The organism is uncultured Pseudoflavonifractor sp., from assembly GCF_944387805.1.
Classification (GTDB): domain Bacteria; phylum Bacillota; class Clostridia; order Oscillospirales; family Oscillospiraceae; genus Pseudoflavonifractor.
In genome coordinates, this window is the sequence record NZ_CALXGI010000079.1 from 1 (window position 1) to 11337 (window position 11337).

7 protein-coding genes and 1 pseudogene are annotated in these 11337 nt (G+C 60.8%); all 8 read right to left on the minus strand.

The features are described from left to right. A pseudogene (locus tag Q0K06_RS12900) lies at positions 1-217 on the minus strand (glycoside hydrolase family 2 protein); the annotation flags it as partial. Between the two features lie 223 nt (positions 218-440). Next, a complete protein-coding gene (locus Q0K06_RS12905; protein ID WP_294553269.1) occupies positions 441-3521 on the minus strand; it encodes a glycoside hydrolase family 3 protein in 3081 nt (1026 codons plus the stop codon). Positions 3522-3552: 31 nt separating this feature from the next. After that, positions 3553-3960 (minus strand): hypothetical protein, encoded by a 408-nt coding sequence (locus Q0K06_RS12910; protein WP_294553271.1) that lies wholly within the window; start codon positions 3958-3960, stop codon positions 3553-3555. 88 nt (positions 3961-4048) lie between these two features. Next, complete coding sequence (locus tag Q0K06_RS12915; protein WP_294553273.1) at positions 4049-4822, minus strand: hypothetical protein; 774 nt, start codon at positions 4820-4822, stop codon at positions 4049-4051. A gap of 128 nt (positions 4823-4950) precedes the next feature. Beyond that, positions 4951-7356, minus strand: a complete 2406-nt coding sequence (locus tag Q0K06_RS12920) for a glycoside hydrolase family 3 N-terminal domain-containing protein (RefSeq protein WP_294553275.1) — start codon at positions 7354-7356, stop codon at positions 4951-4953. A 340-nt stretch (positions 7357-7696) separates the two neighbouring features. After that, positions 7697-8989: an ATP-binding protein gene (locus Q0K06_RS12925; protein WP_294553278.1), complete on the minus strand. Its 1293-nt coding sequence runs from the start codon at positions 8987-8989 to the stop codon at positions 7697-7699. Between the two features lie 3 nt (positions 8990-8992). Then, positions 8993-9697, minus strand: a complete 705-nt coding sequence (locus Q0K06_RS12930; RefSeq protein ID WP_294553281.1) for a response regulator — start codon at positions 9695-9697, stop codon at positions 8993-8995. A gap of 554 nt (positions 9698-10251) precedes the next feature. Next, positions 10252-11337: type IV secretion system DNA-binding domain-containing protein (locus Q0K06_RS12935; RefSeq protein WP_294553283.1), on the minus strand; the 1086-nt coding region annotated here is incomplete at its 5' end.

Below are 11337 nucleotides of genomic sequence, written 5' to 3' on the forward strand. Positions count from 1 at the left end.
CGTTTACGCCCTGGAACTCCAGGTATACCGTCTGAGTCTCCGGGTCAAATTCGGGCATGGGAAACGTCTTTTCATAGCTGCAGGTGCCGCGCCAGTAGTCGTTTCCGCCGTCCTGTCCGTCAACCGCATTCCAGGTGTGAGGCAGATCGATGGTCTCCGGCGCACCCTTGGGGCCGTGGAAGGTCCAATTCCGGTTTAAACAAATGCTGTTTCGCATCAAGCCTCTCCTTCTTTCCTGTCAGTGGAACTCTGTATATACCAGCCCGGAACAAGGTCCGGACTTTTACTTTCTGGTTCCAATTACAATATTTTCATAAAAAGTGCAATAAGTTATAGCCGTCTGCGTTCAAAACGGCCGGTCAGAAAAAAGGGGTCCGCCGCAGAAAGGAAGTGCTGCGGCGGACCCAGACGATTTGGGCAATGGGCCGCCCCGGATGGATTTACTCTTTAGACTGCTTCTTCTTGCTGGGCACCATATCGGCCACCAGCACTACCACGGAGACCACGCTCAGCACAGCCAGCACGATCTGGGTTACGTTCAGGGCCGTCTGCCACCAGGGAGTGACGGTCACAATCCGCGTGTTGGCGCCAATGCCGTCCATGCCGCGGGAGTGGAGAACGGTGTACAGGATCCGGTGGGAGGACTCCCGCAGAGCCTGGGCGATCTGGGCGTTGGGGGTAGCGCCGTTGGGGCCGTAGGCGGCGAACTCAAAGCCCAGGTCACTGCTGGAGGCAGTGTCCACGCCGGTACCCGTGGTGCCGGGGAAGTTGTCGGGGATATCGTTGCCGGCCAGTACCTCGTGGGGCTTGCTCATGTAGTCGCCCTCGTACATGTCGGTGACGGCAAAGCCGGTCATGCCGGCCTCGCCGCGGAGCCAGTCGGTGAGCAGCTCAGAACAGGCGCCCGACCACACCGTGCCGATGCGGTTGAAGGCGGTCATGACGCACTTGGCGTCGGCGTTGACAATGGGCAGCTCGAAGGCCCGCAGATAAATCTCACGCATGGCCTGCTCGTTGCACCAGGTACCCAGGCCCTGACGCTGCAGCTCCTGGTCGTTGAGGGCGAAGTGCTTGTTGTACACATAAACGCCCTTGGACTGGATGCCCATGGTCTCATAGGTGTCGATAAGGCCGGTCAGAATGCCGTCCTCGGAGTAGTACTCAAACACACGGCCGGCATAGGGGGTGCGGTGAATGTTCAGGCCGCTGCCGTAGAAGCCGGCGTAGCCAGCCCACATGGCGTCCTCGCCGATGAGCTCGCCCACCTCCTGCACCAGCTGGTCGTTCATGGTGGCGGCCAGGATGCCGTTGCAGGGATAGCAGGTGCCGGTCAGCTCCTTGTCCGGGTCGTTGGTCTGGTTGGCGTAGCCGTTGGAGCCGGCGGAATACTTCTGGGTCACGCCGGAGGGGCCGTTGTGGTCCAGGGTCTCCGGCTTGCCGATGGACTCCAGGGACACGGTCATCCGCAGGCCAACGGCGCACAGACGGGACATGTCCTCATAGGTCAGCTGGTTGAGCAGGTCGTCCCACATGGGGTCGTCGTAGGGGATCTCGCTGCCGTCCTCATTCTGCAGCAGCTGGATGAGGCTGTAGCTGGTCTCGTCGGAGCCCATCACCGGCCACTGGTCATCGTTCTCCGGCAGGTCGGAGGCGTCCAGAATGGTGTCCTGGTACATCTGATCGGTCATGGACAGCTTCACATAGTTGTCGTTCTCGCCGTCCTCATTTTCGTCGCCCCAGAGCATCAGGGTGTCCTCCCAGTTGCTGCGGGAGGCATAGGTCACGCTGTTGTCGCCCTTGCCCTCATAGCGGTTGATGTCCGCGGAGGCGAAGAGGCTGGTGACGTCGTTGCCGGTGCCGTAGGCCTGGGCGTAGGTCTGGGCGTCAAAGGTATAGTCCGCGGTGTACACCAGGTCGGTGTTTCCGTTGGCAGTCATGCCGTCGGCGGTGGTGTAGCCCTTGGCGGCCAGGATGTTGTTGATGGCCTCATGGCTGTCGTTGGCCGCGGTGAGGTAGTAGGTGCCGTCCTCCAGAATGTACACCCCGGTGCCCAGGGCGTCATAGCTGGTGAGGAAGTACTCGGGCACGCTGACGGTCACGGTTTCGCTCTGGCCGGGCTCCAGCAGGCTGGTCTTGCCGTAGCCCACCAGCTCCACAGCGGCCTTTTCAATCTGGTTCTCGCGGTCATAGTCGGTGTAGGGCTTCTGAGCGTACACCTGCACCGCCTTCTTGCCGGCCACAGAACCGGTGTTGGTCACGGTGACGGACACAGTGTAGGCTGTATCCATGCCGGTGCCGCTCTTTTCCACCTTCATGTCGCTCATGTCGAAGGTGGTGTAGCTCAGGCCGTAGCCGAAGGGATAGGCCACCACGTCGTTGTAGACATAGTCCCCAACGCCCTCGGTGCCCAGGACCACGTCCTCATACCGGGTCTCGGTGTAGCGGTAGCCCACGTAGATGCCCTCCTGGTAGACCACGTAGCTGGTGAACTTGGCGGGGCTGGAGGCATAGGTGTAGTCATTGGCGTTGGTGTAGGTATAGACGCCGAAGTTGGCCATGGCGGGGTCCAGCAGGTTGTTGGTCCACCAGGTGTCGGGCAGGGAGCCGGAGGGGTTCACTGCGCCGCTGAGGATGTCGCCCACAGCGTACAGGCCGCTCTGGCCCACAGAGCCGATCCACACGGCCGCGTCAATGCCGTAGGCCTCGTCGTTGAGGAAGGCGGCGGAGACCGGGTTGGCGCTGTTGAACAGCACCACAATGCCGCTGATCTTGCCCGCGTCCTTCAGCTCCTTCAGGCCCTCCAGGATGCCCAGCTCGTTCTTGTTGAGCATCAGGTAGTCGGAGTTCTCGTCCACGTCGGCGCCCAGGGGGTTGACGCCGCCGTCCACATGGTTGGTGCTCTTGAGGTCATTGGCCTCGCCGCCCACGCGGCCCACGACGAAAATGGCCACCTCGCCGTTGCCGAAGGTGCTGGCCGTGTCGCTCTTCTGGATGGAGCTCCACTTGGCCTCGTTGATTTCGGAGCCGCTGGAGGTAAAGTCACGGCCCAGCTCTTCATCCACGTACCAGTCCAGCAGGGCCTCGTTGGTGACGGTCAGGCCGCTCTGGGTCAGGGCGTCCACATAGGAGGGGGCGTCGTCGGTGTTCACCGCGCCGGAGCCGGTGCCGCCGTACACAGGGGAGGTGGCGGTGGCGCCGAACAGGGAGACCTCGGGGTTCTGGAGGGGCAGGATGCCGTCGTTTTTCAGCAGCACCGCGCCCTCAGCCTCGGCCTCCTCCGCCTTGGCCAGGCCGGCGGCCTTCAGGTCGGCCACGGAGCTGAACGTGGACTCATAGTAGCGCACATATTCGCCGGAGTCGTCGCCGTCGGTCACCGTCATGGAGGTGGAGGTGCCCAGAAAGCTGTTAATCTGGCCGGAGAACTGGCCGGCGATGGTGTTGCCGAAGTAGACCACAATCAGCAGGCCAATCATAAGGTTGGCAAAAAATTTCTTGAGTGTTCTTTTCTTTGAGGATTTCATCGGAAGTTCTCCTCTCTGCGAGTTCTGTCCATCAGGCGGACCGGTACTTTTTCAGATAGAGCGCAATCTCGCTGATCACGAGGGTCGCCACAATCAGTGCGGCGCAGATCACCAGCTGTGTAAACGCGGGGAAGGGCTCGATTCCGTAGATGGTGTCCGAAACCGGCCAGATAGCGATCTTGATAAACAGCATCAGGGAGATTCCGCTGCCCAGGCAGAGAAGGGCCGGAGCAAAGCCGGCGACGCGCTCCCCCGCCAGCAGCAGCACGGCGGCGATGACGCCCACAGCCGCCAGGATCACACAGATGCGGATATCAAACACCTGCTCCTTGTACTCAATGCCGGGGAAGATGACCCCGTAGCAGATGGCAGCGGCCACGGCCAGCACGCAGGAAAAGATGCCGACATAAAAGCCGAATGCTTTTTTGCTTGTCTTCATGAAAAACGCTCCTTTCGGCGGCCGGACAGGAGCACACTCCTGTCCGGCCGGGAAATGACCATATGATACGCCGCGTTGGAACGGACTGTTAGGCAGCCTTATCGAAGATCAGGCAGTAAACCCACTCGCCCTCGGTGCCGGGACGCTCCAGGTGCTCCTCGCTGAAGCCCAGCAGGAGCTGGCCCTCGCCGTTGAGGCCGATGATGAGGGTCTTCTCGGTGGTGTCGATGTCGGCGGACACGCCAGCCACCTGGTCCAGGAACAGGCCGTAGTCGTCCACGTCCTTAAAGCGCATGGTGGCGGGGCCGGGCTGCTTGTAGAAGTCGCCGTCCGTCACCACTTCGCCCTGGGGGAAGTCAGACCAGGCAGTGGAGCCCTTGTACTCCTCCACATCGTCGGCGGCCAGAGTCTGGTTGATGGCGTCCAGGCCGAAGGTCAGGCGGCCGGTCAGGTTGTACACCTGGTTGTGGATATAGGCGGCCTCGTCCACCAGCTCAGAGGGGTCCAGCTCCAGGGAGACCTCGAAGGACATGGCGCCGGCAGTGGCGTCGGTGGTGGCGCCGTCGGCGTACACCTGAGACAGGGTCCAGGTGCCCTCCAGGGCGGTGACATCGCTGGTGTAGTCCAGGTCGGTGGGCTCCACAGGGGTGGGCACGTCTACGCTCTCAGAGGGCTCGGTGCTCTCGGAGGGCTCGGCGGCGGGAGTGGTGCTCTCGCTGGGCTGGACGTCGCTGCTGACGGGAGTGCTCGCGCTGGGCTGGGTGCTCTCGCTGGGGGAAGTGGTGTCGTTGGCGCAGCCGGCGAGCATCATCAGGCTCAGGCTCAGGGCCAGACCGCTGCTGAGAATCTTCTTCATGTTCATAATAATTCTCTCCTTTTTGCACTTATTTGCGATCGATTGACTTGAATAGCCACACGGGGACAGGCCTCTGAAGCCAGAAGCCTGCCCCATGTGTTCCGCCGGGACATCCGTCGGGGCGGGAAAGCTTATTAGTAGCTCAGACCGAAGCCGGACTGATAGAGGTTGCCGTCGGCGTCCTTATAGGCGTAGGAGCCGGAGGGAGAAGCGGCCAGCACGTCGGCGTCCATGTACTGGTCCTTCACATAGCCGGGCACGTCGTTGGGGGAGACGCAGACGTCCCACACCTCGCCGTTCAGGTCGGTCTCAACCAGGGCGATGACGGAGGCGTCGGCCACCATGGTCATGGGCAGCTTGCCGGAGGGGCTGGCAGCGCCGGACACGATCTGGGCGATGGCGTCGTCGGTGTTGTTGAAGGTGCCCAGCAGGGCGTCGCAGTAGGGCTCCATCTCGGTCAGGATCCAGGCGTTGGAGGCGTTGATCTCGCCGACGACCTTGCCGCCGTTGGCGTGGACAGCCTCGGCAATCTCCTGGAAGTCGTCCATGCCGGCCACGGTGGTGATCAGAGCGGTCTCGTCGGTGCGCTTGGCGTTGTCGTCATAGACGGGGGTCTCCACGTCCTCGGCCAGGTCCAGGATGGCCAGATTGCTGGAGCCGGTGCCCACGATGGTGGGGGTCACCCGCAGGTAGGCCACGTCGGCCTCGTTGTAGTCGTCCACCACGGTGTAGCCGGCGGCCTCCAGGGCGGAGACCATGCCGCTCACGTCGGCGTCGTCGTTCTGGTTGAAGCCCTGAACATAGACCTTCACGCTGGTGTCGCTCAGGGGCAGGGCGGAGTTGGAGTTCTTCATCAGGACGATGGAGTTCAGCTGCATCTCCTCAGCCAGAGCCTCCACGTCGGGGGTCACGCCGTCAACGGTGGCCACGCTCTCCTCCAGGTCGCGGTAGGGGTTGTCCAGGTTGCCGCTCTGCATCTGGGGCAGCAGGCGGTGATAGGCGGCGTTCTCCAGCTCCTCGCGGGTCACGTCGCCGGCGGCCAGAGCCTGATCCAGCAGGTCGGAGGGATCCTCGGCATCCTCGCCGCCCTCAGCGCCCGTGTTAATGTTGAAGCCGTCGAAGGAAATTACGCCGGCATCGCAGCCGGCCTTGATGAACTGGACCATACGCTCATAGGGAGTCAGGTCCTCCACGCCCTGCTGGGCAGCCATCTGGAGGGAGTCGGAGTTGATGAGGCCGTCGAAGCCCAGGATGTCGCGCAGCAGGGTCTGCAGGATGTCCTCGTTGAAGGCGTTGCCGCGGCCGCCGAAGCGGATGTCATAGGTCTCGCCGTTGTAAGTAATGGACTGGGGCGCGATGCGCTCGTCCACGATGGGCTGGGAGTAGCCGGGCATGACGCCGGCGGCGCCGGCCTCAAAGGCGGCGATGAAGGGCTTGAGCTGGTAGTCGGCCAGGGAGTTCTCGGTGGAGTAGATGCGGTAGCGGCCGGTCTGGCCGTGGCTCTCAAAGCCGTTGTAGGCCGCGCCGTCGCCGGGGAAGTGCTTGATGGTGACCAGCACGCTGCCTTCCACCATGCCCTGGTCGCCGTTCTGGTAGCCCTTGACCAGGTTGGCGGCGATCTCGGCGCTCATGTCCTCGCGCTCGCCGTAGGTGCTGTTGTTACGGGACCAGCGGGGGTCGGTGGCCAGGTCAACCTGGGGGCCGTACAGGCCGTCCACGCCCTTGGCCCACATGACCTGGCGGTCCAGCTGGGCGTCCTCCAGCACGGCGTCGGCATTGCCGGCGCCCAGGGAGGCGGCGGCGACGCCCTCAGAGTTGGGCAGGCCGTGAGCAATGGGGTTGGTGAAGCAGAAGAAGGGCACGGTCACCTCGCCGTTGGCGATGGCGTCGTACTCGCTGTACTGCTCCAGGCCGTTGTTGAACCACACGGCCACTTCGGTCTCGGGGTTGGCACGCAGCACGAAGGTGCGGGACTTGGAGGTGTTCAGCCACTCGATGTTGGTGGCACCCTCGTCGCCGCCGCCACCAAAGCCGCCGGTGGGGGAGTACATGAGAGTCCAGACGGGCTCGCCGTTCTCATCCACGACCTCCTCGGTCTTGGTGCTCTTGGGGCTGTAAGCCATAACGTTGGCAACCTGGTGGGTCAGCTGGGTGTCGGTGAGAGCCGCGGCCATGGCCTTGGCACGGGTCTCGTCGTCCAGACGCCAGTCCTCAAAGTCGTCCAGCTCCTGGTCGTTGTCCAGGTCGCGGAAGTACTTGCCGTCCTGGACGATAACGCCCAGCAGGGTCACGCCGATGGTGGGGCCGTCCTCGTTCTCATAGAACACGGGGTCAAGGAACTTAGCGGTCAGCTCATCCTCGCTGCTCACGGTGTAGGGAGCGGGGATGTAACCGTCCTCAACGCCAGCGCTCACCGAGGGGGTGGGAGTGGGAGTTTGGCTGGGGCTGGGCGTATTCTCAGCCGTGTTGGAGCAAGAGGTAGCAAGGGAGACGAGCATGGCAGCTGAGAGTACAAGGGGAACGATTCTCTTCTTTTTCATAATAACTCTCCTTCCTCATAATGTGGCTCATAGGGAGCCGTACATTATACATTATATTGGCAGTCTCTATTTTCCACAACAAACCATGCACAAACCGCAAATTTTTTGCACGAACTGCAACAAGGGGAGGGCGAATATTTTCCCAAACAAACCGTTTCTTTTTCATTAGCCGATAAAAACCGGCAGTTTTGAGCACAAAAAGCGGCCATATGGGCCGACGTGCCGCCGAAATGGGCGGGACGCCGGGGAAAAGGGATAAACCGATGCGTTTTCATGCGTATGTGCGTGGGCACGGAGAGGACTGCCGTGCAATTTGCGGGGCAATATGTCAAAAATGCGGCTATGGGGCCGGCGGGGTGTTGTCAATGAGCCATATCGTCAGATTGAACACGCCGTCCTCCGCCTTTACTTTCAGCTTTCCGCCGTACTTCTGGGCGATGGCCTGCATGCTCTTCATGCCGTAGCCGTGAAAGTCCTCCGCGTCGGGCTGGGTGGTGACCGGCAGATCCTCCTCAAAGTGCAGCTGGCCCTGATAGTAGTTGGTCACGCTGATGGACACCAGGTCGCCGCTGTGCCGGATGATCATGCTGATCTGGCGCTTTTTCTCCTCCAGCCTGCGGGAGGCCTCCACCGCGTTGCCCAGAGCGTTGCCCAGCAGGGAGTAGATATCCGCCTCGGTGAGGAATTTCAGGCAGCTGCCGTCCCCCAGAAAGCTGAGCTGAATGTGGTCCTTTTCGCACAGAAGGGCCCGGTCGGCCAGCAGCACGTCCAGGGTCTGGCTGCCGGTGCGGTAGGTCTGGTCGTAGATGCGGATCAGGGACTTGAGCTCCTGCTCCTCTTCGTCGGTGATGGGCAGGTGGTAGTCCTCCAGCTTGTGGCGGATGTCGTGGCACTTCATGTTGATGAGCTCAATGGTGTCCTTCCGTTCGGCCAGCTGCTTGCTGTCCTTTTTCCACAGCATGCGCACCATTTCCATCTCTTTGGTCAGCTTGGCACGCCGGTTGAGCTCAAACTGCATAAGCATGCACAGCAGGCAGCAGATAATGGCGTACAGGCTCTCTGCAATGACGGCGTAGATATCCCGGGTGGCGCTGCTCTTGGCAAAACGGGTGATACCCACGCAGACCAGCACCATAACGGCGCTGAGCACCCCCATCCGCCAGCGGAACTCGCCCTTCTCATAGGCAAAGTCAAAGTCGCCGATCTTCCGGCCCAGGGCCAGATAGATCACCGCGCAGAAGGGCAGATAGGAGAGCAGCGCGCCCAGGAAATATGCAAAGGAGTCGGTGGACACATAGCGGGACGGGTCGAATTCCAGGCTGACAAGCTGCAAAAGCTGGTAAATCATGTGCTGGGTGGCCCGGCCGGCGCTGGCGCAGCACAGAGCCTGGGCCCAGCTGGTCTGAAAGCAGAAATGGAAGATAACCAGGAGCATACAGAATTCAATAAGGTAGTAGACGAACACCAGCACGTTGGAGGCGTACAGCAGATGGCCGATGAGGAACACGCCCCCGGCCCCCAGGACCAGGGCCCCGAGAAAACGGGCTGCAAAATGCTGCCTCCGGGAGAAATTGAGAAAAAAGAGGGAGAAGCACATGAGGTTTTCAAGATATACCAGGAAAAATTCGTCCATGCCTTACGCTCCACCTACCATGTATTCCGCATAGGCCTGCAGGAACTTCTGCTTGTATGACCGACCGATATGCAGCTTTTCACCCTCCACCAGCACGTCGTCCCCCATCACGCTGCGCACGTACTGCATGTTGACCACGTGCCACCGGCTGATGGCGCAGTAGCTCTCGGGCAGCTGCTGGTCAATGGACTTCAGGGTGCCCAGGGAGCGGTACACCCCATCCAGGGTGTGCCAGTTGAGATAGTGCCCGTCCACTTCCACGTAGCAGATCTTCCGCAGCTGGAGCCCCAGGGTCTCCCCTTCGGTGCGGATGACAATCCGCTCCCCCGCCGTGCTGCCCACATGGGCGATGATCCGCTTGAGCTTCAGCTCCAGGGCGTAGTCGTTGATGGGCTTGAGAATGTAGTCAAAGGCCTCCACCGCGTAGCCCTCTACGGCGTACTGCGCCATGTTGGTCACAAACACGATAGTTACCCCGTGGTCTGTCCGCCGGATAGCCCTGGCCGCCTCCATGCCCGACATATGGGGCATTTCAATGTCCATGAAAATCAAATCGTAGTTTGACTTGTAGGCGTTGATTAGCTTGAGCGCATCGGGAAGACGGGTGATCCGAAACTCCAGCTGATTCTTTGATGCATACCGTGTCAAGGAGTGAATGATGGTCTGTGCGTCCCGATCATTGTCCTCAACCACTGCAATGTCGAACATTGTTCTCACCTGCCCTGTGCCAGTCCTTTTTCGCAAGATGGATGCCGCGCGCAGTTCAGTCCCCCGCAGATGACTTGACCACCCCGCTTTTCCGGATACTTATGCCGCATTTTTGATTATAATATCACATACTGCCCCGGCGGGCAATGGATTTTCCGCGCATCCCCGGACAAGACCTTGGCGCGGTCCGGCCCCGTCTATTCAGATAGAGGGAAAAATGGAATAAAAATATGACAAAATAGTGCCATAAGGCGGCAAAATTCACCCTTTACCGGGGGATTATCTGGCCGGCCGGGCAGGAGAAGAATGAAAATCCCAAACTTTTTCGCAGAAATCATAAAAGCGTTTTCATATTTTTGGATGTTTTGTATAAAGCCGCTGGGGCTCTAGGGTTTGCGGGCATAAAACGGCAGCCCGCCCGGCGGGCGGTTTCTTCTGCGGCAGCCGAAGGATTCCCCGGAGCTTGAAGAGGAGGCCCGGGTGCTTCCTGCTGGGGAATAAGGCCCCTGCCAAGGCCTGAGAAAGCAGAAAAACCGCTGTAAAAGGGGCCGGTATTATCCGTACCGCTTGAACTGGAAGCGGAAGGGCTGACAGCCCGGCGCGCCGATGATGGCCTGGCCCACAGGCAGGTTGGTGATGTCCTCGTCCTCCACCACAAAGCCCTCCCGGATCTGTTCGGACACGCCCCGGTTCTGTACGGCGGACAGGTAGGTCTGGAGCTTGATGTTCCGGCCGAACAGGCCCTTGATGTACTCCCGGGAGCCGGCGTCGTTGACCCGGAAGGCCAGGGTTGTGCCAAAGCCGGAGAGGATGCTGCGTGCCAGATTCTGGCCGTAGGCGGCGGCGATCTGGTCGATGTTCTGGATGCCCACAAAGAATTTGGCGCCCAGGCTGCGGCCGAAGTTGACGCCGTCGTCAATGTGCTCCAGGTGGGGCAGAAGGCGGAACTCGTCGATAAAGAAGTAGACGCTGCCCTCGTTGGAGGTGCGGCACAGTGCTTCCTTTACCGCCAGGTCGATGAGCAGCCGGTACACCGGCGTCAGCATGGCGCCGATGCCCAGGTCGTACTCCACAAAGATGACCCGGCCGCCCTTCTGCCGCACCAGCTGCCGCATGGAAAGACTGCCCTTTTTGCGGAAATTGCCCACAAAAATCTCCCGCACCATCTGCTGCAGCTCAGCCACCACGCCCAGGGTCTGACCCGACTTCTCGTCCTCAATATAGGAGGTCATGGCCTTCAGGTCCTTGTGGGACTGGAGAATATTCTTCATGGAGGACACGGAGAAGGTGTCGAACAGGGAGCGGAGTGCCTGGTTGTTGCGGAAATCCTGGAACTGGCCCGACCGGACCATGTGGAGCAGCAGGGCGGAGAACAGGTCCTTGGCTGCGTTGGGGAAAAAAGGCTGGGTGGTGTGGGCCAGCTTCTCCGAGAAGAAGCTCTTGGCAATTTCCAAAATGTTTTCCTCCACCCGGTCGTCGATGTTCACTTCGCCGAACAGGTTCCAGTAGTCGGGACCGCTGCCGCCGGTGGCCCGGTCGTCGTTGCTGATGACCACGTCCCCGGGCTGGTAGAACTCCCGGTAGAAGTCGCCCTTGGTGTCGAAGATGATGACCACGTCCCGGTCGGTCAGGCTGCTGCG